At 73.7% G+C, this 24,887-nt stretch carries 22 protein-coding genes and 2 tRNA genes; 10 read left to right on the forward strand and 14 right to left on the reverse strand.

Annotated features, from left to right (window positions below; genetic code table 11):
* Positions 1–56: 56 nt before the first annotated feature.
* Positions 57–815, reverse strand: coding sequence for an IclR family transcriptional regulator (locus ACZ7HT_RS13915; protein ID WP_017237127.1), 759 nt, complete (start codon positions 813–815; stop codon positions 57–59).
* A 304-nt stretch (positions 816–1,119) separates the two neighbouring features.
* Between ACZ7HT_RS13915 and ACZ7HT_RS13920 the strand changes: the two genes are divergently transcribed.
* Both ACZ7HT_RS13920 and ACZ7HT_RS13925 read left to right on the forward strand, forming a co-directional pair.
* Positions 1,120–2,184 carry an LLM class flavin-dependent oxidoreductase gene (locus ACZ7HT_RS13920; protein ID WP_471164367.1) on the forward strand — a complete coding sequence of 355 codons (1,065 nt, stop codon included), beginning with the start codon at positions 1,120–1,122 and terminating at the stop codon, positions 2,182–2,184.
* A gap of 246 nt (positions 2,185–2,430) precedes the next feature.
* Positions 2,431–4,146, forward strand: a complete 1,716-nt coding sequence (locus tag ACZ7HT_RS13925) for a glycosyl hydrolase family 18 protein (protein ID WP_471164369.1) — start codon at positions 2,431–2,433, stop codon at positions 4,144–4,146.
* A 78-nt stretch (positions 4,147–4,224) separates the two neighbouring features.
* Here ACZ7HT_RS13925 and ACZ7HT_RS13930 read toward each other — a convergent pair whose 3' ends face one another.
* A complete protein-coding gene (locus ACZ7HT_RS13930; protein ID WP_471164374.1) occupies positions 4,225–6,117 on the reverse strand; it encodes a putative bifunctional diguanylate cyclase/phosphodiesterase in 1,893 nt (630 codons plus the stop codon).
* Between the two features lie 322 nt (positions 6,118–6,439).
* On the opposite strand from ACZ7HT_RS13930, the gene ACZ7HT_RS13935 reads away from it, so the two are divergent.
* Positions 6,440–7,720, forward strand: coding sequence for a M6 family metalloprotease domain-containing protein (locus ACZ7HT_RS13935; RefSeq protein WP_471164377.1), 1,281 nt, complete (start codon positions 6,440–6,442; stop codon positions 7,718–7,720).
* A 60-nt stretch (positions 7,721–7,780) separates the two neighbouring features.
* On the opposite strand, the gene ACZ7HT_RS13940 is transcribed toward ACZ7HT_RS13935, so the two are convergent.
* From ACZ7HT_RS13940 to ACZ7HT_RS13955, 4 genes are all read right to left on the reverse strand, one after another.
* Positions 7,781–7,854: transfer RNA gene (locus tag ACZ7HT_RS13940), tRNA-Lys, on the reverse strand.
* The gene (locus ACZ7HT_RS13945) at positions 7,845–8,474 is read right to left on the reverse strand and encodes a hypothetical protein (protein WP_471164381.1); all 630 of its coding nucleotides are present in this window, start codon (positions 8,472–8,474) and stop codon (positions 7,845–7,847) included. The genes ACZ7HT_RS13940 and ACZ7HT_RS13945 overlap by 10 nt, the downstream gene beginning before the upstream one ends.
* A 399-nt stretch (positions 8,475–8,873) precedes the next feature.
* The gene (locus tag ACZ7HT_RS13950) at positions 8,874–9,230 is read right to left on the reverse strand and encodes a hypothetical protein (protein WP_471164384.1); all 357 of its coding nucleotides are present in this window, start codon (positions 9,228–9,230) and stop codon (positions 8,874–8,876) included.
* A gap of 98 nt (positions 9,231–9,328) precedes the next feature.
* On the reverse strand, positions 9,329–9,946 hold the full coding sequence (locus ACZ7HT_RS13955; protein ID WP_471164387.1) for a TetR/AcrR family transcriptional regulator: 618 nt from the start codon (positions 9,944–9,946) through the stop codon (positions 9,329–9,331).
* Between the two features lie 160 nt (positions 9,947–10,106).
* Between ACZ7HT_RS13955 and ACZ7HT_RS13960 the strand changes: the two genes are divergently transcribed.
* Positions 10,107–10,706, forward strand: a complete 600-nt coding sequence (locus tag ACZ7HT_RS13960) for a peroxiredoxin-like family protein (protein WP_471164391.1) — start codon at positions 10,107–10,109, stop codon at positions 10,704–10,706.
* Here the strand turns inward: ACZ7HT_RS13960 and ACZ7HT_RS13965 are convergent.
* Genes ACZ7HT_RS13965 through ACZ7HT_RS13980 form a run of 4 tightly spaced genes read right to left on the reverse strand, consistent with a single transcriptional unit; the run spans position 10,690 to position 15,532 of the window.
* A complete protein-coding gene (locus ACZ7HT_RS13965) occupies positions 10,690–12,021 on the reverse strand; it encodes an AAA domain-containing protein (protein WP_471164393.1) in 1,332 nt (443 codons plus the stop codon). The two genes, ACZ7HT_RS13960 and ACZ7HT_RS13965, sit on opposite strands and share 17 nt — an antisense overlap.
* Positions 12,022–12,055: 34 nt before the next feature.
* Positions 12,056–13,645: a hypothetical protein gene (locus ACZ7HT_RS13970; protein WP_471164396.1), complete on the reverse strand. Its 1,590-nt coding sequence runs from the start codon at positions 13,643–13,645 to the stop codon at positions 12,056–12,058.
* Positions 13,636–14,760, reverse strand: coding sequence for a hypothetical protein (locus tag ACZ7HT_RS13975; RefSeq protein WP_471164399.1), 1,125 nt, complete (start codon positions 14,758–14,760; stop codon positions 13,636–13,638). The genes ACZ7HT_RS13970 and ACZ7HT_RS13975 overlap by 10 nt, the downstream gene beginning before the upstream one ends.
* Positions 14,693–15,532 (reverse strand): phosphatase PAP2 family protein, encoded by an 840-nt coding sequence (locus ACZ7HT_RS13980; RefSeq protein ID WP_471164402.1) that lies wholly within the window; start codon positions 15,530–15,532, stop codon positions 14,693–14,695. The genes ACZ7HT_RS13975 and ACZ7HT_RS13980 overlap by 68 nt, the downstream gene beginning before the upstream one ends.
* 150 nt (positions 15,533–15,682) lie before the next feature.
* Between ACZ7HT_RS13980 and ACZ7HT_RS13985 the strand changes: the two genes are divergently transcribed.
* Complete coding sequence (locus ACZ7HT_RS13985) at positions 15,683–16,279, forward strand: histidine phosphatase family protein (protein ID WP_471164404.1); 597 nt, start codon at positions 15,683–15,685, stop codon at positions 16,277–16,279.
* 16 nt (positions 16,280–16,295) lie between these two features.
* On the opposite strand, the gene ACZ7HT_RS13990 is transcribed toward ACZ7HT_RS13985, so the two are convergent.
* A complete protein-coding gene (locus tag ACZ7HT_RS13990; protein ID WP_471164407.1) occupies positions 16,296–17,585 on the reverse strand; it encodes a tetratricopeptide repeat protein in 1,290 nt (429 codons plus the stop codon).
* 287 nt (positions 17,586–17,872) lie between these two features.
* Between ACZ7HT_RS13990 and ACZ7HT_RS13995 the strand changes: the two genes are divergently transcribed.
* A complete protein-coding gene (locus ACZ7HT_RS13995) occupies positions 17,873–18,370 on the forward strand; it encodes a hypothetical protein (RefSeq protein ID WP_471164408.1) in 498 nt (165 codons plus the stop codon).
* A 33-nt stretch (positions 18,371–18,403) separates the two neighbouring features.
* Positions 18,404–19,270 (forward strand): spermidine synthase, encoded by an 867-nt coding sequence (locus ACZ7HT_RS14000; protein ID WP_471164409.1) that lies wholly within the window; start codon positions 18,404–18,406, stop codon positions 19,268–19,270.
* Between the two features lie 6 nt (positions 19,271–19,276).
* On the opposite strand, the gene ACZ7HT_RS14005 is transcribed toward ACZ7HT_RS14000, so the two are convergent.
* Entirely contained in the window at positions 19,277–19,843 is a 567-nt protein-coding gene (locus ACZ7HT_RS14005) for a hypothetical protein (protein ID WP_471164411.1), read from the reverse strand.
* Between the two features lie 87 nt (positions 19,844–19,930).
* On the opposite strand from ACZ7HT_RS14005, the gene ACZ7HT_RS14010 reads away from it, so the two are divergent.
* The 3 genes from ACZ7HT_RS14010 to ACZ7HT_RS14020 all read left to right on the forward strand — a co-directional run bounded on the left by ACZ7HT_RS14010 (position 19,931) and on the right by ACZ7HT_RS14020 (position 23,796).
* A complete protein-coding gene (locus ACZ7HT_RS14010; protein ID WP_471164413.1) occupies positions 19,931–20,644 on the forward strand; it encodes a response regulator transcription factor in 714 nt (237 codons plus the stop codon).
* Complete coding sequence (locus tag ACZ7HT_RS14015) at positions 20,641–22,014, forward strand: HAMP domain-containing sensor histidine kinase (RefSeq protein WP_471164416.1); 1,374 nt, start codon at positions 20,641–20,643, stop codon at positions 22,012–22,014. Before ACZ7HT_RS14010 ends, ACZ7HT_RS14015 begins: the two co-directional genes overlap by 4 nt.
* Positions 22,015–22,293: 279 nt before the next feature.
* Positions 22,294–23,796: a glycoside hydrolase family 18 protein gene (locus tag ACZ7HT_RS14020; RefSeq protein ID WP_471164419.1), complete on the forward strand. Its 1,503-nt coding sequence runs from the start codon at positions 22,294–22,296 to the stop codon at positions 23,794–23,796.
* A gap of 143 nt (positions 23,797–23,939) precedes the next feature.
* On the opposite strand, the gene ACZ7HT_RS14025 is transcribed toward ACZ7HT_RS14020, so the two are convergent.
* Together ACZ7HT_RS14025 and orn are read right to left on the reverse strand one after the other, a co-directional pair.
* Positions 23,940–24,012, reverse strand: a tRNA-His gene (locus ACZ7HT_RS14025).
* Between the two features lie 127 nt (positions 24,013–24,139).
* Positions 24,140–24,742, reverse strand: coding sequence for an oligoribonuclease (gene orn, locus ACZ7HT_RS14030; protein ID WP_471164424.1), 603 nt, complete (start codon positions 24,740–24,742; stop codon positions 24,140–24,142).
* Between the last annotated feature and the right edge of the window lie 145 nt (positions 24,743–24,887).

Raw genomic sequence — 24,887 nt, forward strand, 5'->3', positions numbered from 1 at the left:
CGAGGGGTGCTCGTGACCACCCCGCCGGGACCCCCGTCCGTGCGCCTTCCCGCGCCTCAGATCGCCAGCGACAGCACCACCGGAGCCGCCCGCCGGTTCAGCGTGTCGGCCGCCGCGCGCAGCCGGTGGGCGTGCTCGATCGGCAGGGACAGTGCCAGGCAGCCCACGGCAGAGCCCGCCGTCAGCGGGACGGCCGCGCAGACCGTGCCCACCGCGTACTCCTGGAGGTCGAGCACGGGGACGGTCGCCGGCTGGCTGTCCAGCTTCGAGAACAGGATCCGCTCACTGGTGATCGTCCGGGAGGTCAGCCGGGCGATCTTGTGCCGGGACAGGTGGTCCCGGCGGCCGTTCTGGTCGAGCTGCGTGAGCAGGCACTTGCCGACCGCGCTGGCGTGCGCCGCCGAGCGGAAGTCCACCCACTCGTTGACCTTGGGCGTGCGAGGACCGTCGGCGAACTGGGTGATCTTCACCTCACCGTCGATGTACCGGCTGATGTAGACCGCGGCACCGACGGAGTCGCGAAGCTCGGTCAGGGTCTCCTGGAGCTTGGCCTCCAGGGCTTCGCGGCGGGTCAGGCCGGAGCCGAGGAGGACGAGGGAGTCCCCGATCACGTACGCGCCGTCGGCGACCTGCTCGACGTACCCCTCACGGCGGAGCATGAGGAGGAGCGAGGACAGGTGGGCGACGGGCAGGCCGGTCTCGCGCGCGATCTGGACGTCTGTCACTCCGCCACCGTGCCGCGAGACCGTCTCGAGGACGCGCAGGGCGTATTGCACCGAGTGGAACGGCGCAGTGGGCTCGGGCTTCAGCGCCACGGTTTCCCCCTACCAGGTTGTGACCGCAAGCTTTCGTACCACGATAACCGCCAAGCACCGTTTACGGGGCGGCTGTTGGCGAGAATGATGCGCGGCATCGGGCCCCTGGGCTGCGACGCGCCACCCTGGCATATGCCCACGTCATGAGTGGTGCGCAGAGGCTCAGGTCAGCGCCGTGCGCGCCCGCGCCGACGTCGTTCCCCGGCCACCGGCGGAGGGCGAAAATTTTCCGCCGGAATAAGCGGAGACACCCTCCTGTTGTCGCTCTGACGTATCTGCACGTGTGCCGAGGAGGGTCCCGACGGTGTCCGACGCTATTCGAGGAGAGGCGCGGGGAACCGCGCCCGTACCGCTGTCCGTACTGGACCTGGTGACGGTCGGCAGCGGGCGGACCGCGACCCAGGCGCTCGCCACCAGCGTCGAGCTCAGCCGGCTCGCCGAGCGGCGCGGCTTCCACCGCCACTGGGTGGCCGAGCACCACTCCATGCCCGGGGTCGCCTCCTCCTCCCCGGCCGTGATCCTGGCCCACCTCGCCGCCCATACGCACCGCATCCGGCTCGGCTCCGGCGGCGTCATGCTCCCGAACCACGCCCCGCTCGTCGTCGCCGAGCAGTTCGGCACCCTGGAGGCCCTCGCCCCGGGCCGGATCGACCTCGGCCTGGGCCGCGCGCCCGGCACCGACGGCGCCACGGCCGCCGCCCTGCGCCGCAGCGACACGCTGAACGAGGGCGCCGACGACTTCCCCGAGCAGCTGGCCGAGCTGACCCGGTTCCTGGACGACGACTTCCCGGACGGGCACCCGTACGCCCGGATCCACGCCGTGCCCGGGCCGGTGCAGGGCCCGAAGGGGCGGCCGCCGGTCTGGCTGCTCGGCTCCTCCGGCTTCAGCGCCCGCCTCGCGGGGCTGCTCGGGCTGCCGTTCGCCTTCGCCCACCACTTCTCGGCCCGGAACACGATCCCGGCGCTCGACCTCTACCGGGACTCCTTCCGGCCCTCGGAGGTCCTCGACGCGCCGTACGCGATGATCGGCGTCTCGGCGTTCGCCGCCGAGGAGGCGGCCGAGGCCCGCCGCCAGGTCCTCGCCGGTGCGCTCGCGATGCTGCGGCTGCGCACCGGCCGGCCGGGTCTGGTGCCGACGCCGGAGGAGGCGGAGGCGTACGGATTCAGCCCGGCCGAGCGGGAGTTCGTGGACGGCTGGCTCGCGAACGTCGTGTACGGCACGCCGGACGAGGTGCGCGACGGCCTGGACGGCCTGCGGAAGCGGACGGGCGCGGACGAGCTGATGATCACGGCCAACGGGCACGGCGGCGCGGAGCGGGTGCGGAGCTACGAGCTGATCGCGGACGCGTACGGGCTGCCGGAGGCGTGAAGCCCTCGATTTTCCGAGCCGGTTGGTTCACTCCGGAACGAACCACCGCCCTCCCCTAAGTGAACCTTAAACCGCTCGTCACCGATGGTGGCGGGCGGTTCTCTTTTGTGCTTCACGGCTCTGACAAGGGCTTTCTTCATCAAATTGGTCTAGTCCTCAATCTGGACCAGACCATTGACGCGCTGTTCACGCGGCGGATATCACTGCTCCAACTTCCGTACCGCCACCCCCACTCGGAGGCAGCACGTGCACCCCCGTAAGCCCTTGATCGCCGCGCTCCTCAGCTCGGCCCTCGCCGCCGGCGCCCTCGCCGCCACGGCCGGACTCGGCTCCGCCCAGGCCGCCGAGACCGGCACCACCGCCTCCACGGGCGGCGTGAAAATCGCGTACTACGACCAGTGGAGCGTCTACGGGAACGCCTTCTACCCGAAGCAGCTCGACGAGCGGGGGATCGCGGCCGACCTGGACGTCATCAACTACTCGTTCGGCAACATCCACCCCACCGACCTCACCTGTTTCGAGGCGAACAAGGCCGCGGGCGACGACGCCAACCCCAGCGCGGGTGACGGCGCCGGCGACTCGTACGCCGACTACCAGAAGTCCTTCTCCGCGGCGGACAGCGTCGACGGGGTCGCCGACAAGTGGGACCAGCCGATCGTGGGCGTCTTCAACCAGTTCAAGGAGCTGAAGGCGAAGCACCCCCAGCTGAAGATCAACATCTCGATCGGTGGCTGGACCTACTCCAAGTACTTCTCGGACGCGGCCAAGACCGACGCGAGCCGCAAGAAGCTCGTCGCCTCCTGCATCAAGCAGTACATCCAGGGCGACCTGCCCGTCGAGGGCGGCTTCGGCGGCGCCGGCTCCGCCGCCGGCATCTTCGACGGCATCGACATCGACTGGGAGTACCCCGGCTCGGCCGACGGCCACCTCGGCAACCACTACGCCCCCGAGGACAAGCAGAACTTCACGCTCCTCCTCGCCGAGTTCCGCAAGCAGCTCGACGAGTACGGCGCGGCCCACGGCGGCAAGAAGTACCTCCTGACCGCCGCGCTCCCGGCCGGCCAGGACAAGATCAAGAACATCGAGACGGACAAGATCGGCGCGTACCTCGACTACGCGAACATCATGACGTACGACATGCACGGCGCCTGGGACGGCGACGGGCCGACGTACCACCAGTCCCCGCTGTACTCCGGCACGAACGACCCGACCGACGTCATCAAGCCGGGCACCGAGAAGTACTCGATCGACAACGCGATCGACTCCTGGATCGACGGCAAGCCCGCCTACGGCATCACCGGCGGCTTCCCGGCGAACAAGCTGACCCTCGGCTACGAGTTCTACTACCGCGGCTGGAAGGGCGTCCCCGCCGGGACCACCAACGGCCTCGCGCAGACGGCGACCGGCGGCTCCGGCGCCCGTCCGCTGAGCCAGGCGGCCGGCATCGCGTACTACAAGGAGCTCGGCGGCATCGTCGACAACGCGGCCACCACCTTCTGGGACGACCAGGCCAAGTCCGCGTACTTCTACAAGGACGGCGAGTTCTTCACCGGTCTGGACAAGCGCACCATCCAGGCCCGTGCCGACTACGCCCACCAGCGCGGTCTCGCCGGCGCGATGATGTACTCGCTCCTCGGCCTCGACGCCAACGCCACGCTCTTCAAGGACATCGTGACGGCGGTCGGCTCGTCCCCGACGACCCCGACCACCCCGCCCACGACCCCGCCGACGACGCCTCCCACCACCCCGCCCACGACCCCGCCGACCACCCCGCCCACCACGCCTCCGACGCCGCCGCCCACCGGCTGCACCGCCCCGGCGTACGTGGCCGGCCAGGTCTACACCGGCGGCCAGACCGTCTCCTACGGCGGCCACAACTGGAAGGCCAAGTGGTGGACGCAGAACGAGACGCCCGGCAGCACCGGCGAGTGGGGTGTCTGGCAGGACCTCGGCGCCTGCTGACCCTCCGCTGACACCCGTATGACCACTGCCCCCGCCCGGAATGTCCCTCCGGCCGGGGGCAGTTCCATGTCTCCGCCGCTATACCGGCAGCGGTTCCGTGCCGATCAGTTCCGCGATGCGGTCCGGGGCCACCGCCCGCGAGTACAGCCAGCCCTGCCCGGTGTCGCAGCCGATCCGCCGCAGCCGGCTGGCCTGCCCGGCCGTCTCGACGCACTCGGCGGTCACCGTCAGGCCGAGCCGGTGCGCGAGGTGCACGAGCGCCTCGACGATCAGCTCGTCCGCCGGGTTGGCGTGCTCCTCGTCCTGGAAGCCGCGCACGAACGAGCCGTCCAGTTTGAGCACGGAGACCGGCAGCCGGCTCAGATAGGCGAGGTTCGAGTAGCCGGTGCCGAAGTCGTCGATCGCGATCCGCACCCCCATGTCGCTCAGCGCCTGGAGCGCCTGGAGGGGCCGGCCGTTGGAGCCCATCACCGCGGACTCGGTCAGCTCCAGCTGGAGCAGGTGCGGCGCGAGACCGGTCTCGGCGAGGATGCCGGCGACGTCGGCGACCAGGTCGGAGTCCCAGACCTGACGGACCGCCACGTTGACGCTGACGAAGATCGGGCGCTCGCGCGGATGGTCCTTCTGCCACTGGCGGGCCTGCCGGCACGCGGTGTTGAGGACCCACCGGCCCAGCTCCACGATGGAGCCGTCCTCCTCGGCGATGCCGATGAACCGATTCGGCGCGAGCGAGCCGAACTGCGGGTGGTTCCAGCGCACCAGCGCCTCCACCCCGCGCACCGCCCCGTCGGCCAGGTCCACGAGCGGCTGGTACTCCAGGGCGAACTCCCCGCGCTCCACGGCCGGCCGCAGGGTGGAGGAGAGGGACTGCCGGGTCATCCGGTGGGCGTTGCGCTCGGGGTCGAAGAGCGTCCAGCGGCCCTTGCCGTCCGCCTTCGCCCAGTACAGCGTGGTGTCGGCGGCCTGCATCAGCGCGGTCGCCGTCGTCCCGTGCCCGACGCGCTCGACCACGCCGATCGAGGCGGAGACCGAGAGCCGCTGGCCGCCCAGGTCGAAGGGGAGCTGGAGGGCGTCGAGCACCGAGCGCGCCAGGTCCGCCAGTTGTTCGGTGCCGGTGGAGTCCTCGACCAGGATCGCGAACTCGTCGCCGCCGAGCCGGGCCACGAGGTGGCCGCCGTTGCGGGTGTAGCCGTCGCTGTCCGCGCACTGGGTCAGCCGGGTGGCGACGGCGGCCAGGAGCCGGTCGCCGACCCGGTGGCCGAGGGTGTCGTTGACCGCCTTGAAGCCGTCGAGGTCCAGGTAGCAGAGACCGATCCGCCCTGTTCTGCCATAGTCGTACGACTCGTATGACTCGTACGACTGGTGCGATCCCGGTGGCTGGGTCGCGTCGGAGTCGGCGTCCTGCGCGGCGGCGTCCTGCGCCGCGGCCTCCAGGGCCGCCGAGAGGCGCTCGAAGAACAGCGCCCGGTTGGGCAGCCGCGTCACCGGGTCGTGCATCTTGAGGTGGCGCAGCCGCGCGTGCAGCTCGCGCCGGTCGCTGATGTCCGCGATCGACAGCAGGACGCGCCGGCTGTCGGGCACGGGGGCGACGGTGACCTCGGCCCACAGCGAGCGCCCGTCGGCGTGCTTGAGGCGCCGGGTGCAGCGGAAGCGGGAGCGGCCGCCGCCGAGCACCTCGCGGTACGCGTGCCAGGTGCGGGCGTCGGAGGCGAGGTCGACGAGGTCGGCCGCGGCCTGCTCCTCGAGCGCGGCGGGATCGGTGCCGAGGAGGGTGCCGAAGGAGTCGTTCGCGACGACGACGACGCCGTCCTCGTCGACGACGGCCATCGCGAGCTGGGCGACCCGGAAGGCGGCACGGCAGTCGCGGAGTTCGGCCGCGCGTCGCGCGAGGTGACGCTCCGTGAGTGCGGGCTCGGCCGCGTGTGTCTCCGCCGGCTCTGGGTGCACCGGTCCTTCGGGGGTTCCGTTCACCGCTCGCTCCCGTGCAGTCGGGCCGGTCACATGTGGTCGGGATGGTCGGCCAAGGAAGAGTGAGCCGATCATAGAGCCAGCCGGGGGAGCGTTCCAGCTCCGAGGGGTCCCCGAGGGGGCCCGGGCGCTGTGAGGCCGTCCACCGGATGCCCCCGCCCGATCGTTTCTGCGCGGGTCTGACACGGGTCGTTGAGGCCATGACCGAATGTGACTTTCCGTGAGCTGAAGCGCGCTCGTGTCGCGTCGACCCCGTGGCGCGCCCTCACCCGACCGGGGCAGCGGAAACATGCGAAACGCCGCAAACCATCACAAGGTGGGTGGGGTGTCCCGCATTCCCGATCCGGAGGTCCACGTGAGGGCTCAGCAGCCACCCGGGGGAGTGGAACGCCCGCGGCTGCGTGCCGGCGCGGCGGCCTTCACCTCGCTCGCCGCCCTGGCCGCCACCGGGCTCGTCGCGGGCCCCGCCGTCGGCGCGTCCTCGGCGAGTCCCTGCGCCCTGCCCCGTACCGCCGCCCACCACTCGCTCGGCCTCGACACCTGGAACGGCGCCTATACGCGGCCGAACCAGAACCTCGACGCGGTCATGATCTTCCTGTCCTTCCCGGACTCCGCACCGCTCACCGAACCGGCCGAACTCGCCGCCGACCACTTCCCCGCCACCAGCGAGTTCTTCGACCGCGCCTCCTACGGTCGCTTCCGCCTCCGCCCGCACCCCCAGAAGGCCTGGACCCCGATGCCGCACGCGTCGGAGGCGTACGACATACGGCGGGACTGGGACGCCGGGAAGCGGGCCACGTACCTCCGCGACGCGATCGCGGCCGCCGACAAGGACGTCGACTTCTCCCGGTACGACATCGTCTACCTGGTCGCCGACCCGGACGCACCCGGCGTGGACTCCGACGCGACCAAGGTCGTCAACCTGGACCGCCCGCTGGAGGCCGACGGCACCGAGATCAAGCGCGTCGTCACGGTCTTCGAGCGGCACCCGCCCGACCGCAACGTCCTGGCCCACGAGACCGGCCACGTCTTCGACCTGCCCGACCTCTACCACCGGCCCGTCGACGGCAAGGGCGACTGGGACACCCATGTGGGGGACTGGGACGTCATGGGCAGCCAGTTCGGGCTTTCCCCGGACCTCTTCGGCTGGCACAAGTGGAAGCTCGGCTGGCTCTCCCGCGCCCAGGTCACCTGCGTCCAGGGCACCGGATCCCGCCTGGTCAGCCTGGAGCCGACCGACGCCCCGCCCACGGCGGGCGGCACCCTCGGTACCCGGCTCGCCGTCGTCCGCACCGGCCCCGACAGCGTCCTGGCGATCGAGGCCCGGAGCAGCGCCGGGAACGACGCCGACACCTGCGCCGAGGGCGTGCTCGTCTACCGGGTCCGCAACGACGCGGCCTCCGGCGAGGGCCCGGTCGAGGTCGTGGACGCGCACCCGGACACCCAGGCGTGCGTGGAGCGCTCCGTCTACCCGCCGCTCGCGGACGCCCCCCTGGAGGAGGGCGAGACGCTGACCGTGCCCGGGAGCGGGGTGCGGATCGAGGTGACGGACCGCACCGAGGCGGGCGTCTGGACGGTGAAGATCACGCCTCCCCGGGGCGCCTGACCGGGAACACCCGGGAACACGAAGAAGCCCCCCGCTTCCGCGAGGGGCTTCTTCTGTCGGTGCGCCGCCAGGGACTCGAACCCCGGACCCGCTGATTAAGAGTCAGCTGCTCTAACCAACTGAGCTAGCGGCGCCTGCTGACGTCGTAGACATTAGCATCCGGATCGGCGGGAGGAAAAATCGATACCCGCACGTCGGCGGCGGAGGCCGCCCGGGCGGCCCGCACGCAGGCCCAGAGCAGGACCTCGGGGCCGGGTAGCCACGGGTGCCGGGAGTCGGGCGCCACCAGCCAGCGGGGCCCGGCGGCGTCGGACGGCACGAGCGCGGGCGCGGTCACGGCGTCCCCTACCCCGTGGCAGAGCAGCCGGGGGACCGCCTCCCCCCATTCCTCCCAGTCGAGCAGCGCCGGCAGTCGCTGGGCCGTCCCGGGCGCGGCGAACAGCATCATCCGGCCCCGGTGCATCGCGACGGGCCCCGAGCCCGGGCCCTCCTCCCACAGCCGGTCCAGCATCCGGCGCCCGAAGACCGGGTCCACGTTGACGACGTCGAAGACCGTCCCGCAGGGCAGCGCCGCCGGGGACGCCGGCCGGGACTCCCAGCGGGTCAGCGCGGCGCCGTCGCGGCCCCCGGCGGCCGAGGCGAGCCAGGCGGCCCCGTCGGCGGTCACGCGGGCCGTCTGGTGCCGCCCCTCATCGCCCTCCCGGAGGAACCGGAAGATGTCGTGCGGGGTCTCTTCGCGCAGCCAGGTCGTCATGGATCCAGGTCTACCGGGCGTGATCCCGCGATTGCCGAGGGTTCCCGGAATCCCGGACAGGAGGGGTGGGCGAGGAGTATCGTGCCCCCTCGGCATATGCCAGGGGTGGTTTTCGGTCAGACGTACGGCTCCGAGCCACGCGGGCGCGGGCGCGCCTCCGGCGCCCGGGCCGACGCGCGCCTCCGGCGCCCGGGCCGACGCGCGCCTCCGGCGCCCGGGCCGACGCGCGCCCCAGCACCGGGCCGACGCGCGCCCCAGCGCCGGATCGACGCGCCCCCCTGCCCCGGGCCGACGCGTACCCCAGCGCCGGATCGGCGCGCGCACCCCTGCCTCGGGTCGACGCGCGCCCCCGCGCCTGGCCGACGCGCGCCCCCGCACCGGGTCGACGCGCGCCCCGGCTCAGTCCTCCGTCGGCTGCCCGTTCGTCCGGATCAGGCCCTCGCCGAACTCGATCATCTTCCGGGCGTAGTCCTCGGTCCACTGGGCCCGCTCGGCGACGTCCGCCGCCGTCAGCCGGTCGAACCGGCGCGGATCCGCGAGCTGCGCGGCCGCGATCGCCTGGAACTCGGTCGCCCGGTCCGTCGCCGCCCGGAACGCGAGCGTCAGCTCCGTCGCCCGGGACAGCAGCTCGCGGGGGTCCTCTATCGACTCCAGGTCGAAGAAGTGCTCCGGATCGGCGGTCGCCTCGGCAGGCTCGAAGATCAGCGGTGCCGGCCGAAGCCGCCGCTGTGTGCTCCGCTCCGCGGGTTCCGCCATCGTTCTTCTCCTCCTCGCACAGGCACGGCCCGGAATCCCGGGCCGTCTTCCATTGTCCCGCGCCCCGCAAGAGCGCGAACCCCCACCTCGCGCGCCCCCTAGGGCGTGCCGAGGCCGCGCAGGAGCAGGCGGAGGCCGCCGAAGAACTCCTCGTCCGGTCCGATCGCGCGGGCGTCGCGCGCGGTCTCGGCGAGCCGGGGGAAGAGGTCGGCGGGCAGCGAGGCGATGACGTCCGTGCCCCGGCCGGCGAGCGGCCCGAGGTGTTCGAGCTGGATGGCGCCGGTCACGTACCCGTGGAGCGAGCGCAGGGCGACGACCCGGTTCCCGCCGTCGATCCCCGCCTCCGTGAGGATCCCGAGCACGGTCTCCGACCAGCGCAGGCCGCCGGAGGCCCGGTGCCGGTGGGTGACGGTCAGCGGGATGGCCGCCGGATGCCGGACGACGGCGTCGCGCAGCCGCCCCACCATCAGCTCGACACGGTCGCGCCAGGGGGCCCCGGGGGCGGGGGGCGTGGTGTCGACGGCGGCCAGGATCCGCTCGACCACGAGTCCTTCCAGCTCGTCGCGGTCGGCCACGTACCGGTAGAGCCCCATGGGACTCATGCCGAGCTCCTTGGCGACCGTGCGCATGGAGAGGGCGGCGAGGCCGTCGCGGTCGATGACGGCGAGGGCGGCGGCGGACAGCCGGTCCGGGGAGAGGGAGCGGGGGCGTGGCATGGCGGTTGACAGCGTACGCCCTACGCCTACGCTGTTAGGAGTACGGCGTACGCCTACGAGCCCAGGTGTGCGGAGTACGCCTACGAGCCCAGGTGTGCGGAGTACGCCTACGCCCAGGTGTGCGGCGTACGCCCACGCGCCTCTCCGAGGAAGGTGTCCCATGCGCTCAGCCCCGACCCCGCCCCGCACGCACGGCCGGCTGCGGCCCGGCCGGGCCGTCCCCGCCCGGACGCTCGCCCCGGTCCTCGGGCCTCCGCTCGCCCTCCCGGACCCCGAGCGCCCCACCCACGTCCAGTTCCGGCGCTTCGCCGGCTGCCCGGTCTGCAACCTGCACCTGCGGTCGGTGGTCCTGCGGCACGAGGAGATCGAACGGGCCGGGATCAGGGAGGTCGTGCTCTTCCACTCGCCGGCCGAGGAACTCCGCGCACACGTGGAACACCTGCCGTTCCCCGTGGTCGCCGACCCCGACCGGCTGCTGTACGCGGAGTTCGGCGTGGAGTGCCACCGCCGGGCCCTGCTCGACCCGCGCGCCTGGCCGGCGATCGCCCGGGCCGTGCTCCGCAGCACGTGGCGGCTCCTCCGCGGCCGCGAACGGCCCCCGGCCGCCTCCCAGCCCGCCGGCCGGCTCGGCCTCCCCGCCGACTTCCTGATCACCCCGGACGGCCGCATCGCCGCCGTGAAGTACGGCGAGCACGCCTACGACCAGTGGTCCGTGGACGAACTCCTCACCCACGCGGCCGCGCTCAGGGCGTCCAGCTGACCCGGTGTTCCTCCAGGTGGGAGAGGACCGCGTGGTTCGCCTCCCAGCCGTCCGGGAACGAGACCGCGACGCCCAGTTGCACCGGATCCGTCGACGGGTGTTCGTCGAGGAGTTCCGCCACGCCCGCGCGGCACACCACGATGCAGGCGTGGCGGTGCCGGGAGGCCAGGACGCACAGGCGGCCCGTCTCCAGGTGGAAGGCCGTCGCGTCCGGGCGGCCCGAGAGCGGGTGGAGGACGACCGTCACGTCGTACTCGCGGCCCTGGAGCCGGTTCGCGGTGTCCACCGTCACGCCCGCCACCCCCAGGTCCGCCAGTGCCGCCCGGACCGCCGCCGCCTGGTCGCGGTGCGCGGTGCCGACGGCGATCCGGTCCGGGGTGAGCGGGACCGGGGTCTCCGAGCGCTCCGAGACCGCCGAGCCGCGCCGGTCCAGGAGCCGGCGCACCACCACGGCGATCGCGCCGACCGCCTCGGGATCGGTGCGCGGGGTGTGCCGGGCCGGGAGCTCCAGGAGGCCCCAGCCGGACTCCGCCGCCTCGTCGAGGACCCGGTCCGGGGCCGAGCCGTCCGAGGCCGCGCCGAAGGACAGCTTCCGGTCGCCGTGGCCCGTACCGCTGCGGAACGGCGTGTACGGGTAGAAGGCGTCCGACACCAGGGGAGCGGCCGAGGCGGGCAGCCGCCAGGACACCGGGAGGCGGTGTTGCGGCAGCTCCGGGTTGTGGGCCAGGAGAGTGGAGACGGCCGATGCCGACGGGTCGTACGACAGGCCCGCCCACTGCTCCGCGCCCACCACCGAGAACGGGTCCAGCTGCCCCGGGTCGCCCACGAACAGCGCCCGCTCGAAGAGGCCCGCCACCGCGAGCAGCGCGTCCGAGCGCATCTGGTACGCCTCGTCGACGATCGCGTGCGCCCACGGCTCGACGTTCTTCACATGCCCCCACTTGGCGGCCGTGGACAGCACGACCGGCAGCCCGGCCAGCTCGCCCGCCTTCGCCGACTTCCGTACCTGGGCCAGGTCGTCGAGCGCCTTGTCGTACGGGTCGGAGTCGCTGGAGTGCAGCCGGCCGACCTCCAGGTCGGGCTCCTTCTCGGCGAGCCGCAGCACCAGGTCGTCCACCTGCGCGTTCGTCTGGGCGATCACCATCAGGGGCCGCCCGGCGTCGGCCAGTTCGAGCGCGGCCCGCACCACGAGCGTCGACTTGCCCGCGCCCGGCGGGGAGTTCACGACGACGCCGCGCGCGGTGCCGTGCAGGGTGTCCGCCAGGATGCCGGAGGTCGCCCGGGTGGCTTCCGCCGACGGGTCGAACACGGTCACAGGACGTCCTCAGGGGTCACGAAGTCGAACAGGGTCACAGCACGTCCTCGGGCGTCACCGCGTCCGGCAGTTCCACCGCGTCCGTCCGCGGCGGGCCGCCGTGCGTCCACGGGGTCTCCTCCGGGTCCGGCAGCTTCGGGCCCACCCGCTGGTCGTGCTCGAACAGCGTCCAGGCGATCCGCTCGCCCTTCTCCGGCACCGAGCCCTCCGCCGGCTCCTTGGACCGTCCCATCCGGTCCAGGATCCGGAGGAGCAGCGAGCCGTCCTCCTCGTACCGGACGAACTCCGCCGACTGCGGCTTGCCTTCGAGCGAGCGGTACACCTTCACCTTCTCGCCCAGGTGCGGCCGGTCGTCCGTGCGGACCGTGACGAGCGGGCGGGGCGCGGGCCGCTTCGACTCCGTGTACGCCATCGTCACCTCGACCACCTCCGCCGTGAACGCCTCGCCCGCGAGCCGCCGCCCCGCCAGGACCAGCGGGTCGTCGAGGGCCTCCTGTGCCTCCAGCTGGCCCTGCGCCTGCTCGCGGGCGGCGAGCTTCTGGGCGGCCGTGACGGCGTCGTCCCGGCGCGGCTGCGGCGGCTCGCCGGCCGCGACCCGGTCCCGGTGGGCCGTGAAGGACCAGCGGTCGCGGGTCCAGCGGTCCTCGACCCTGGCGCCCTCCGGCAGCTCCTGGAGAAGGCCGATCGCCCGCCAGACCGCGTCCCACGTCGGCTTCAGCTGCGAGACGATCAGGCGGCGCAGCTCCCGCTCGGCCGCGTGCAGTTCGCCGAGGCCCCTGTCGGCCGCCTCGCCGTCCTCGGCCGCGCCGAGCGCCTGCCGGGCCCGGTCGTACCGCTCGATCGCGGGCGCGAGGAGCTTGTTGTCGAAGGCCGGGTCCGTGGCCGGACCGGCCGGTGGGCAGAGCAGCCGGCCCCGGGCGTCCCGGCCCAGCTCGGCACGGAGCGCACCCTCCGCGCCCGGCTCCCCGTCGGACGGGTCGATCCAGGCGAGCAGCGCCCCCAGGTGCTGGTCCTCCAGGGACGACTGCCCGGTCGCCCAGTGCCGGTTGAGGAGGTCCGTCGCCGCGAGGAGCAGCGAGGAGCCCGGCACCCGGGCCCGCTCGCCGAAGTGCGTCAGCCAGCGCCCGAGCAGCGGCACGCGCGGCGGCGCGGGGAACGGCGTCTCCGGGTCCTGCTCGGCCGTCCGCCGGAACCGCGTGGACCGCCCGAGCAGCCGTACGTACTCGATGCCCGCCCGGCTCGGCACGATCAGCTGCGGCGCGTCGGCGCACAGCTCGACCTCGACCTTCACCTTCTTGCCGGTCTCGGGGTCGACCTCGCTCCTCTCGGCCGCCTCGACGACGTCCGTGTACGCGTCGACGTACGGCAGGATCTCCTCGGCCAGGTCGGCGAGGAACGCGAACCGCAGGTCACGGTCCCGGGGCTGCGGCACCACAAGCAGCCTCGGCTCCTCGGCGTCGGTGCCGACGAGCGCGCCCAGCGGCGCGCCCGCCTCACCGGCCGTCGTCAGGGGCACGAGGACCAGCGGCCGCGCGGACAGGCGCCGGTGCCGGACGGTCGCGAGCGGCTGTGCCCGGCCCGACTCGACGGCCTCCATCCGGGCAAGGGTGGAGATCAGCGACATGCCGCCACCCCCGCCAGGGCCTCCTCGCGCAGGGCCCGCGCCCTCCTGAGCGCCGCCACCGCCGGGTCCTCCGGGTCGCCCTCCTCACCCCGCGCCGCCGCCAGGACCGCGCCGACCGTCGTCAGGCCGCCCAGCTCACCCCGTACCGAACGGCCCAGGGTCTCCACCGCGCCCGCCTCCCGGGCGCGCGACCGGCAGTGGAAGGCCAGCTCGCAGGCGGCCAGGCACTCGGGCGCGTACTGGTGGGGCACGCACTCCACGGCCGCCGTCAGCTCCTCCGCCGTCCGCTCCACCACGTCGAAGCTGACGCCCTCCGGCAGGGCCCGCGCGATCTCGTCGATCCGGGTCAGCCGGGCCAGCTGCCGCCGGGTCACCGACCGCTGCTTGCGCACGTCGACCACCGAGGCCGCCGGCACGTTCGAGAAGTCCTTCGGGCAGACCAGGAGCACCGACTGCGCGACCCGCGCGCCCTCCGTACGGGCCGCGACCCGCTCCAGGGCCAGCACGTACACGGCGGCCTGGCGGGCGGCGGCGCCCACCTTCGCCGCGTCGGCCGAGCCGTCGATCATCGGGAACGACTTGATCTCCACGACCGTCCACCCGCCGTCGGGGTGCACGACCACCGCGTCCGGCTCCAGGTAGACGGGGGACCCGGCGACCTCCAGGGCGAGCAGCGGATGGTCGAGCAGCGCCCACGCTCCCGCCTCGGTCGCCTCCCGCAGCGCGAGCGCCGTGCGCGCCACGCGGCCCTCGGGCCCGGCCGCCGCGAGATCCGGTACGGACACCTCGCCCGGCTCCCCGACACCGATCAGGCGCAGCAGCTCACGGCCGCCGTCCGCCTTGACCTTCGCCTCGAAGGAGTTGCCCCGGACTATCGCGAACTGCGACTGGCCGAACGGCGCCGGCGAGCCGAGCTTCGCGGCGAGGGCCGACTTGTCGACCCCGGCACCGTCGAGGATGGCCCGCCGCTTGCAGCCCGGATTGGCCGCGAGCGCCGCGAGGGCACGGGCGTCCAGCGGACGGGGCGCCACGGCCGGTCCGCGCAGCTCAGCGAGCAGGCGCCTTGGAGTCGTCTGCGGTGGTGCGGACAGACCGCTGTCCGGGGATGCGCTCACCCGTGGAAGTCTCGCATCCGCCACTGACAACCGGGGGTGCTTCCGCCCTTCCGCGGATCCGGTCGGCGAGCCGCAGCACGTGCGGGGTCAGCAGCAGACCGGCGCCCATCACGGCGGCCCCGGCGACCGCGTCAAGCAGGTAGTGGTTCGCGGTGCCCATCACCACAAGGGCGGTGACCAGCGGATACGTCAGCCCGAGGGCCTTCGTCAGCGGCGTCCGCCCGTACCGCCACAGCATCACCCCGCACCACAGCGCCCAGCCGACGTGCAGGCTGGGCATCGCCGCGTACTGGTTCGTCAGACCGCCGAGCCCGCGCGGCGCGCTGGCCTCGCCGCCCCACCAGCCGTACGCGCTGAAGTGCGCCATCGTGTCCGTGAAGCCGTGGGCCGCGTCGAGCAGCCGGGGCGGGCAGGTCGGCAGGAGGGTGAAGCCGACGAGACCGAGCAGGGTGGAGACCATCAGCCAGGTCCGGGCGGCCCGGTAGTGCGCGGGGCGGCGGCGGAACAGCCAGATCAGGACCATCGGGGTCACGAGGTAGTGCAGCGAGGCGTACGCGAAGTCCGCGGGCACCCCGAGCGCGGCGACGTCCGTGAACAGCCGGTTCAGGGCGTGCTCGGCGTCGATCCCGAGGCCCTCCTCGAACCGCAGGATCGCCAGCCCGTGCGCCACGGCCGAGGCCTCGTCGCCCTTCACCAGGAGCCGCCCGCACGAGTAGGCCGCGTACACGACGGCGATCAGGGACAGCTCCGCCCACCAGCGTGGCCTGCGCATGAATGAGTCCCCCCGTCCGTGATCCCCGGGGGAGGTGACGCCGGACGGCCCCTCCGGGTTGCCCGGAGGCCACCCCGAATTCACGCCGGAGACCATCGGCGATGATGGGAGAGGCACGTCCGCACCGTGAAACCCTGGAGCGTCCTTCCCATGGCACCGCGCATCCTGCTCGCCCGGCACGGCCAGACCGAGTGGTCACTCCTCGGCCGGCACACCGGCAGGACCGACATACCCCTGCTCGACGAGGGACGGCGCGGCGCGAAGCTGCTCGGCGAGCGGCTGCACCGGGGCCCCTGGCAGGGGCTGCCCGGCGTCGAGGTGCGCACCAGCCCCCTCGTCCGGGCGCGCGAGACCTGCGAGCTCGCCGGCTTCGGCGACAGGGCCGAGCCGTGGGACGCGCTGATGGAGTGGGACTACGGGGCGTACGAGGGGCTCACCCCGCCCGAGATCCAGAAGATCCAGCCGGGCTGGTTCATCTGGCGCGACGGCGTCCCCGAGGGCGAGACGCTCGCGCAGCTGTCGGACCGCGCCGACGGGATCGTGGAGTGGGCCCGTTCCGCCGACCGCGACGTCCTGGTCTTCGCCCACGGCCACATCCTGCGCTCGATCGCCGCCCGCTGGCTCGGTGAGGACGTCTCCTTCGCCTCCCGCGTCCGCCTCGACCCGACGAGCCTGTCGGTCCTCGGCTGGGCGTACGGCGCCCCGGCCCTGGAGCGCTGGAACGACACGGGGCACCTGGAGCAGTAGGCCCGCCCGCGAGGTCTCAGTACGTGCCGGCCAGGACCTGGCCGGTCTCCGCGAGCAGGCCCCGGATGCGGGCCGAGGCGATGCCGTCGAGCGAGTCCGCGACGCGCCTCGCCGCCGCCGCCGCCTCGTCCGCGCGGCCCGCGTGCGCCAGGTCCTTGGCGAGGTGGGCCCGGTAGAGCGCGAGGTTCCGGGCGAAGTGCGGGTTCTGCAGGACCACCGCCCGGTGCGCGTGGCGCGCCGCCCGGCCCCAGTCGCCGAGCGCCGACCAGCAGCCGGCCTCCAGGGCCTCCCGCTCCGGCTCGCCGAAGAACGACATCCACTCGGGGTCGCCCTCGGACGGGCCCCGGTCGAACATGGCGTGCGCGCGGCCGAGGGCCTGCTCGCAGGCGGAGCGGTCGGCGAGCCCCGCCCACGCGCCCGCCTCCCGCAGCGAGAGCAGCGAGAGGAGCCGGGCCGAGTCCAGCGGCTGCGCGGCCCGCAGGCCCGCCTGCGCCGCCCGCACCGCCTCGCGGAAGCGGCCGGTGTCCCGGGCCAGGAACGAGGTGTTGCAGAAGGCGTGCGCCTCCAGGGCCGCGTTCCCCGCCACGCGCGCGGTGGCCAGTGCCTCCGCGTAGTGCGAGCGCGCGTCCTCGTGCCGGCCCGAGTCGTGGGCCAGCCAGCCGACGGACAGGGAGAGCTCGCCCGCCCCGGCGTGCAGCCGGTCCTCGGTCGAGCGGCGGCTCATCGTGCCGGTGTCGAGGAGCGCGTACGCGGTACGGAGCGGCTGGGCGGCCACCTTGTACAACCCGTCGGCGCCGTGCCGGTCGTCGAGCAGCCGGATCCGGCGCACGGCGTCCTCGACGGCCCGCACCTCGGCCTCGCCGATCCGGTGGCTGCCGCGGGGGGAGGGGATCGCGACGGCGGGGCCGCCCAGTCCCAGCGAGGCGGCGGCCAGGGTGGCGGAGCCGCTCGTCATGAATGCGCGACGCAGCACGTCGCTCTCCTCATCGTTCCGGGTGGTGATGGCGGCGGGAGGCGCTGCCCCGGCCGGGACGGCCTGCCGCCGGCCGCGCACCGTCTCCCGCGCGGAGAACCCCAGGTCGGAGAGGCTCAGACCGGGGAACATGTGCAGGAAGACCCGCTCGTACGCGTAGTTGGGGCAGCGGATCTCGCCCGCCTCCACGCGCCCGATGTAGCGGGCGTCGCACGCGACCTGTTCACCGATCTCCCGCGCCGCCCGGCGGACCGCCCCGGCGAACTCCGCCGGGGAGTGCTGTCCGCGGAGCCGGCGGAAGGCGAGATTGGGAACTGCCCGTGACATCGCCATGGCCGAGCCCTCTCCTGGTGCTGCCGGGTGTCCGGCGGCAAGAACGTACCTGCTGTGACCGGATGCGTACGCTGAGTTTGGCTACAAATCGGATATCTCGCCTGCGATCTGCCATGAACTGCCATCCTTTGCGGCGGCATCCCGCCGTAGCCGTTGACGCGCACGGGCGTTGAACCGTAAGGGAGAGACGGAACGTGTCTCCTCTGGAGCGAGGAGGGGTCCCCATGTCGGAGATCGGTTCGCAGTCGGCCACGCGGCACGCACCTGCTTCTGAGGCCACGCGGCCCATGACCGCCCCTGAGACCACGCGGCTCGTACCCGCCCCTGACACCGCGCGATACGCACCCGCCCCCGAGACCCCGCGGCACCTGCCCGCTCCCGAGGCCGCGCACCTGGCGCCCGTCCCGGACGCCGCCGGGCCCTGGGACCTGGTGACCGTCCCGGCCCGTCAGGGCCTCGAGGCCGTGGACATCCTGCGCCGCGCCGCCGCCCCCGCCGTCGGCCCCGTCGTCCACGACGGCACCTGCGACACCCTCGGCTTCCTGGTGCCGCCCGGCACCGCCGCCGCCTGGGACATGCCGGGCAGCGCCTGTACGCGGACCTCGGGGCGCGGCCTGCGCCTCCCCGAGCTGCCGGAGCTCCCCGAACCGGCGGGCGACGCGCCCCGCCCGGCCGGCTGGCTGCTGCCCCCGGGCGACACCGACCCCGTCACCGACCCCGCCGTCCTGCGCGAGGCGCTCGGCGAGGCGGCCCGCCTCATCGAGGCGGCGGACGGCTGCCACTGAGCTCCTGTCCCGGCTTGCCCGGATAATGGGCCCGTGGCCAGGAACAGACAGCGTGACCGGGCGGCCGCCGCCGCCCCCGTCGTCGAGACCGTCGACGGCGGGCTCGCCGAACTCATACCCGACCGGGAACGCCCGCGCGGCTGGACGCTGCTCATCGACGGCGCCCCGCAGTCGCACGTCGACCTCGACGACCCGGCCGCCCTCACCTTCGAGTACCAGCGGCGCCTCGGCCACATCGCCGACCTCGCCGCCCCGCCGAACCGGCCGCTCCAGGTCGTCCACCTCGGCGGCGGCGCCTTCACCCTCGCCCGGTACGTCGCCGCGACCCGGCCCCGCTCCACGCAGCAGATCGTGGAGCTCGACGGGCGGCTCGTCCAGCTCGTCCGCCGGGAACTGCCCCTCGACGCCGGGGCCCGGATCCGGGTCCGCTCCACCGACGCCCGCGCCGGGCTCGCCAAGGTCCAGGACGGCTGGGCCGACCTCGTCATCGCCGACGTGTTCAGCGGGGCCCGCACCCCGGCCCACCTGACCAGCACCGAGTTCCTCACCGAGGTACGACGGGTGCTGCGGCCCGACGGCTTCTACGCGGCGAACCTCGCCGACGGCCCGCCGCTGACCCATCTGCGCGGCCAGATCGCCACCGCCGCCGCCGTCTTCCCCGAACTGGCCCTCACCGCCGACCCGACGGTCCTGCGCGGCCGCCGCTTCGGGAACGCGGTGCTGCTCGCCTCGGACCGCGCCCTGCCGGTCGCCGAGCTGACCCGCCGGGTCGCCACCGACCCCCATCCGGGGCGCGTGGAGCACGGCCGGGCCCTCGCCGACTTCGCCGGGGGAGCGGTGCCGGTCACCGACGCGAGCGCCAAGCCGTCCCCCGTACCGCCGGCGTCCGTCTTCCGCTGACCGGCCTCAGGTCTGCCGGTCGTCGATCTCCACGTGGGGCGCGGCGTCGTGCCAGACGCAGAAGACCGACAGTTCGCGGCCGTCCCTGGTGAAGGTGACCCGGATCCAGGTCGGCTGCTTCCACACCTGCATCTGCCAGCCGGCCGCGGGCGTCGCCGAGACGAGTTCGGCCGAGGTCTCGCCGAGGTCGAAGGTGACCCGGCCGCCGTCCACGGAGGTGGTCTTCACGTTCGAGTCCGGGGGCGCGGTGGTGGCCGGTGCCGGGGTCCTCGGCCTCGCGGGAGCCGCGGCGGTCGCGGAGGGCGTGGCCGGGGCCGTACGGGCCTCGCCCGGCGTGGACTTCGGGGTGGCGGGCGCGGCGGGCCCGGTGCTCTCGGGCGGCCGGGTGGCGGAGGTCTGCGGGTCGCCTCCGGAGACGGCCGTCCCGATGGCGGGGCCGGCCGGGAGGGGCAGGGCGAGCGGCGGGTCGTACACCGTGCCGGACAGCACCGTGTGCACTCCCCACCAGGACAGGGTGACCGCCGCGCCGGTGGCGAGCGACCAGGCCAGGGCGTGAACGAGTCCTCTTCGCACCGGGACATAGTGCACCACCGGGGCCAGGTCCGTACCGGAGGGTGGACACTGCTCGCGGCCTCACCCGAATGGCGTACGGTGCGGCCCATGGCAAGTGTGCTCGTGGTCGAGGACGACCAGTTCGTGCGCTCCGCCCTCATCCGGCAGCTGACCGAGGCCTCCCACACCGTACGGAGTGTCGGCACGGCTCTGGAGGCGTTGCGCGAGGTCGCCCATTTCCGCTTCGACGTCGTGATCCTGGACCTCGGTCTGCCCGATCTCGACGGGTCCGAGGCGCTCAAGATGCTGCGCGGGATCACCGACGTCCCCGTGATCATCGCGACCGCCCGGGACGACGAGGCCGAGATCGTACGGCTCCTCCACGCCGGGGCCGACGACTACCTCGTGAAGCCCTTCTCCGTCGACCACCTCACGGCCAGGATGGCCGCCGTCCTGCGCCGCTCCCGGCCCGCCGGCGGCGAGCGGCCGCCGTCCAGGGCCCTGCGGGTCGGCGGGCTCACCGTCGACCCGCTGCGCCGTCAGGCGGAGCTCGACGGGGCGCCGTTGGACCTGACCCGGCGCGAGTTCGACCTGCTCGCCTTCCTCGCCGGGCGGCCCGGCGTCGTCGTCCCGCGCAAGGAGCTGCTCGCCGAGGTGTGGCAGCAGTCGTACGGGGACGACCAGACCATCGACGTACATCTGTCATGGCTGCGACGGAAGCTGGGCGAGACGGCCGCCCGGCCCCGCTATCTGCACACCCTGCGCGGGGTGGGCGTGAAGCTGGAGCCGCCCCGCGAGCAGGAACCGGGGCCGCGGCCGTGAGATGGGCGCTCGTCAAGGTGTCGCTCGCCGTCACCGCCATGGTCGTCATCGCCTTCGCCGTCCCCCTCGGGCTCGTCGTCAAGGAGATGGCCCGCGACCGGGCCTTCTCCAACGCCGAACGGCGGGCCGCGGGACTCGCCCCCGTCCTCGCGATCACCACCGACCGCAGGGAACTCGACAAGGCCGTCGCCACCACCGAGGACGGGGCCGCGGGACGCCTCGCGATCCACGTGCCCGCCGCCGAACCCGGCGGCACCGCCCTGGAGATCGGCACCCGCCGCGCCGACCCCCAGGAGCTCGCCACCACCCGCAGCCTCGGCCGCGCCTCCATCGCCGAGGTCCCCGGCGGCTTCGCGCTGCTCCAGCCCACCGCGCTCGGCAGCGGCAAGGTCGCCGTCGTCGAACTCTTCGTCCCCGAGGGCGAGGTCAGCAACGGCGTCGCGACCGCCTGGCTCGTCCTCGCCGGGGTCGGCCTCGCCCTGATCGTCGGTTCCGTCGCCGTCGCCGACCGCCTCGGCATCCGCATGGTCCGGCCCGCGCAGCGGCTCGCGGGCGCCGCCCACGACCTCGGCGAGGGCAGGCTCGGCGCGCGCGTCCCCGAGGAGGGGCCGCCCGAACTCAAGTCGGCCGCCGTCGCCTTCAACTCGATGGCCGACCAGGTCGTCCAGCTCCTCGCCAACGAGCGCGAGCTGGCCGCCGACCTCTCCCACCGGCTCCGCACCCCGCTCACCGTGCTCCGGCTCAACGCGGCCTCGCTCGGCTCCTCGCCCGCCGCCGAGCAGACCCGTTCGGCCGTCGAACAGCTGGAGCGCGAGGTCGACATCATCATCCGCACGGCGCGGGAGGCGAAGCCGCAGACCCAGGCGACCGGACCCGGCGCCGGCTGCGACGCGGCCGAAGTGGTCCGGGAGCGGATGGAGTTCTGGTCGGCGCTCGCCGAGGACGAGGGCCGCCGGGTGCGGGTCGCGGGCGTCGAGCGCCCGGTCCGCATCCCCGTCGCCCGCCCCGAACTCGTCGCCGCCCTCGACGCCCTCCTCGGCAACGTCTTCCGCCACACCCCCGAGGCCACCGCCTTCTCCATCGACGTCCACAACGGCGACGACGCCGTCATCGTCCTCGTCTCCGACGCGGGCCCCGGCATCGCCGACCCCGCCGCCGCGCTCGCGCGGGGCGCGGGCAGCGGACGCGACGGCTCCACCGGCCTCGGCCTCGACATCGTGCGCCGCATGGCCGAGTCGACGGGCGGCGACGTCCGCGTCGGCCGCTCGGTCCTCGGCGGTACGGAGGTACGGATCTGGATCAGCCTCGACGGCCGCGGAGCCGGTACGGGCGGGGCCGGCGGTCGTCGCGGCCGCCGCCGCAAGGCGTGACGCACCGGGGCTGTGCGCGCCGGGTCCGTGCGCGTCGGGTCCGTGCGCGTCGGGGTCTTACGCACCGGGTCCGTGCGCGCCGGGCTGTACGCGTCGGGTCCGTACACACCGGGTCCGTACGCGCCGGGTGCACGCCCAACCTTTCCTGGTTCCGATGCCTCCCTTAAGCGGAGCCTAAGAATCCCAACCCCGGTCCGACTGGGGCTGTTTGTCCGTTTCCACGTCGCTAGCGTGCTGCCGCACCCCACCCCACCCCCGGCACACAGAGGCAGGCACGCCATGGGCACCAGTTCGCACCGGCGCAGGACGAGCACCCGGACCAAGGTCGTCGGGGCGATCGTCGCGGCGGCCGTCGTCGGCGGCGCGGCCTTCGCGCTCACCGGCACCGCCCAGGCCGCCGCCGTCGGCGCCGCCTACACCAGGACGAGCTCCTGGACCGGCGGCTACACCGGCCAGTACGTCGTCACCAACGAGACGACCGCGACCCAGTCCGACTGGACCCTGGAGTTCGACCTCCCGGCCGGCACCACCATCGGCTCCCTCTGGAACGGTGAGCACACCGTCTCCGGCAGCCACGTCACCGTGAAGCCCGCGAGCTGGAACAGGCAGCTGGCGCCCGGCCAGTCCGTCACCGTCGGCTTCGTCACCTCCGCCGCGGGCCAGGTCGGCGACCCCGCCAACTGCCTCATCAACAAGGCCGTCTGCTCCGCCGGGGGCGCCACCCCCACGCCGAGCGGCCGCCCCACCGAGCAGCCCACCGCGACGGCCTCCCCGAAGCCGACGGCCACCGCGACGGCGAAGCCCACGCCGACCGCCACGGCCACCACGAGCCCGAAGCCGACCACCCCCGCGCCCACCCCGACGGCGACCGCCACCGGGGCCCCGGCCGCGGGCGCCCGGTTCGCCCCGTACGTCGACACCTCGCTCTACCCCGCGTACGACCTGCTCACGACCGCCGACGCCACCGGCGTGAAGGAGTTCAACCTCGCCTTCATCACCTCCGGCGGCTCCTGCACCCCGCTGTGGGGCGGCGTCACCGACCTCGCGAGCGACAAGGTCGCGGCCCAGATCGGCGCCCTGCGCGCCAAGGGCGGTGACGTCCGCGTCTCCTTCGGCGGCGCCGCCGGCCACGAGCTGGCCCTGAACTGCTCGACCGCCTCGGCGCTCGCCACGGCGTACGGCAAGGTCGTCGACCAGTACAAGCTCACCAAGGTCGACTTCGACATCGAGGGCGCGGCCCTGCCGGACACCGCCGCCAACACCCGCCGCTCGCAGGCGATCGCCCAGCTCCAGAAGGCCCACCCGGGCCTGGACGTCTCCTTCACCCTGCCGGTGATGCCCGAGGGCCTCACCCAGCCGGGCGTGGACCTGCTCGCCGACGCCAAGCGGAACGGGGTCCGCGTCGACGCCGTCAACATCATGGCGATGGACTACGGGCCGGCGTACAGCGCCGACATGGGCACGTACGCCGTCCAGGCCGCGACCGCGACCCAGGCCCAGATCAAGGGCGTCCTCGGCCTCTCCGACGCGGCCGCCTGGAAGGCCGTCGCCGTGACCCCCATGATCGGCGTGAACGACGTCGCCAGCGAGGTCTTCAAGGTCGAGGACGCCACCCAGCTCGTCGACTTCGCGAAGTCCAGGGGCCTCGGCCGGCTCTCCATGTGGTCCTCCGCACGCGACAAGCAGTGCGCGTCCGGCGCCGTGAGCTACGCCGACCCGACGTGCTCCTCGATCCTCCAGCAGCCGCTGGCCTTCACGAAGGCCTTCGGGACCTACAGGTAAGCGGACCCCCCGAGTCCCCCCACACCGCGCGCCCTGGCCGGCACCACCCCACCTCCGGCCGGGGCGCGCACCCCTGTCCAGCGGGTCGGCGAACGCAAAAGGCTCAGGCCCCGGTTCTTTCGAACCGGGGCCTGAGCCGTCAGGGTGAGTAACGGGACTCGAACCCGCGACATCCTGGACCACAACCAGGTGCTCTACCAGCTGAGCTATACCCACCATGACCGGCGGTTTTCCCGAAGGTTTCCCCGACCGGCCGAGAAGAAGTCTACAGGGTTCCGGAGGGTGCTCGCGCCACCGTTTTCCACGGGGGCTTCCGGAGGCTTCCGGGGGCGCGAGCGGGGGGTCATTCCGCGGGTACGACGTGACGCGCCGCGATCTTCTTCGCGGTGTCGGAGTCGGGGCCGGGCTGCGGGACGAAGATCGCCTCGCGGTAGTAGCGCAGCTCGGCGATCGACTCGCGGATGTCGGCGAGCGCCCGGTGGTTGCCGTTCTTCTCCGGACTGTTGAAGTACGCCCTCGGGTACCAGCGGCGGGCCAGCTCCTTGACCGAGGAGACATCGACGATCCGGTAGTGGAGGTGGCTCTCCAGGGCGGGCATGTCGCGCGCGAGGAAGCCGCGGTCCGTGGAGACCGAGTTCCCGCACAGCGGCGCCTTGCCCGGCTCCTTGATGTGCTCGCGGATGTACGCGAGGACCTGGGCCTCCGCGTCGGCGAGGGTGGTGCCCTCGGCGAGCGCGTCGAGGAGCCCGGACTTCGTGTGCATCTCGCGCACGATGGCCGGCATGGTCTCCAGGGCCGCGTCCGGCGGGCGGATCACGATGTCCACACCTTCGCCGAGCACGTTCAGTTCCGAGTCGGTGACCAGCGCGGCCACCTCGATGAGTGCGTCGTCCGTCAGCGAGAGCCCGGTCATCTCGCAGTCGATCCACACCATGCGATCGTTCATGCGTCCTACCTTAGGGCCTGCCATTCCGATCAGGCCGGGCTCGCGGGGTCTGGCACGGTCCGAAAGGCGGGCCCCGGGGGCCCTTCCCGCCGACGGGACCGGCCCCGCGGGCCCTCGGACCCGTCCCCCGGCAGGCCGACGGGCC

The organism is Streptomyces sp. NPDC037410 (assembly GCF_055602235.1).

What these genes read in the sequence shown, in the direction of transcription:
- ACZ7HT_RS13970 (WP_471164396.1), bottom strand. Translation starts at nt 13,645, where the DNA reads ATGTCGCTGATCTCCACCCTTGCCCGGATGGAGGCCGTCGAGTCGGGC.
- ACZ7HT_RS13955 (WP_471164387.1), bottom strand. Translation starts at nt 9,946, where the DNA reads ATGCCACGCCCCCGCTCCCTCTCCCCGGACCGGCTGTCCGCCGCCGCC.
- ACZ7HT_RS13945 (WP_471164381.1), bottom strand. Translation starts at nt 8,474, where the DNA reads ATGACGACCTGGCTGCGCGAAGAGACCCCGCACGACATCTTCCGGTTC.
- ACZ7HT_RS14020 (WP_471164419.1), top strand. Translation starts at nt 22,294, where the DNA reads ATGGGCACCAGTTCGCACCGGCGCAGGACGAGCACCCGGACCAAGGTC.
- ACZ7HT_RS13960 (WP_471164391.1), top strand. Translation starts at nt 10,107, where the DNA reads ATGCGCTCAGCCCCGACCCCGCCCCGCACGCACGGCCGGCTGCGGCCC.
- ACZ7HT_RS13980 (WP_471164402.1), bottom strand. Translation starts at nt 15,532, where the DNA reads ATGCGCAGGCCACGCTGGTGGGCGGAGCTGTCCCTGATCGCCGTCGTG.
- ACZ7HT_RS14010 (WP_471164413.1), top strand. Translation starts at nt 19,931, where the DNA reads ATGGCAAGTGTGCTCGTGGTCGAGGACGACCAGTTCGTGCGCTCCGCC.
- ACZ7HT_RS13950 (WP_471164384.1), bottom strand. Translation starts at nt 9,230, where the DNA reads ATGGCGGAACCCGCGGAGCGGAGCACACAGCGGCGGCTTCGGCCGGCA.
- ACZ7HT_RS13995 (WP_471164408.1), top strand. Translation starts at nt 17,873, where the DNA reads ATGACCGCCCCTGAGACCACGCGGCTCGTACCCGCCCCTGACACCGCG.
- ACZ7HT_RS13990 (WP_471164407.1), bottom strand. Translation starts at nt 17,585, where the DNA reads ATGGCGATGTCACGGGCAGTTCCCAATCTCGCCTTCCGCCGGCTCCGC.
- orn (WP_471164424.1), bottom strand. Translation starts at nt 24,742, where the DNA reads ATGAACGATCGCATGGTGTGGATCGACTGCGAGATGACCGGGCTCTCG.
- ACZ7HT_RS13985 (WP_471164404.1), top strand. Translation starts at nt 15,683, where the DNA reads ATGGCACCGCGCATCCTGCTCGCCCGGCACGGCCAGACCGAGTGGTCA.